The organism is Streptomyces sp. NRRL WC-3618 (assembly GCF_001280005.1).
GTDB lineage: Bacteria > Actinomycetota > Actinomycetes > Streptomycetales > Streptomycetaceae > Streptomyces.
Window position 1 is genome coordinate 1 of the sequence record NZ_LGDW01000438.1, and the last position, 209, is coordinate 209.

1 pseudogene is annotated in these 209 nt (G+C 60.3%); it reads left to right on the forward strand.

The window, feature by feature from the left end:
* A pseudogene (locus ADL01_RS28575) lies at positions 1-96 on the forward strand (DNA mismatch repair protein MutT); the annotation flags it as partial.
* Between the last annotated feature and the right edge of the window lie 113 nt (positions 97-209).

The window sequence follows — 209 nt, forward strand, 5'->3', positions numbered from 1 at the left end:
CTGCCGGAAGAGATCGAGCAGTTGCCGATGCACCACACCCAACGACTCAGGCTCCACCACTTCCTGGAACAGCGCGAAAAGCCGTACCTGGGCTGAACCATCTGACGTCAGTACTCAGGTTGAACTCGTAGAGCCTGCGGGGGTCGTGACGGTTCGTGATCCCTGCGGTACGACGGGATCATGAGGTATGCGCAGAGGGGCGGGTACAC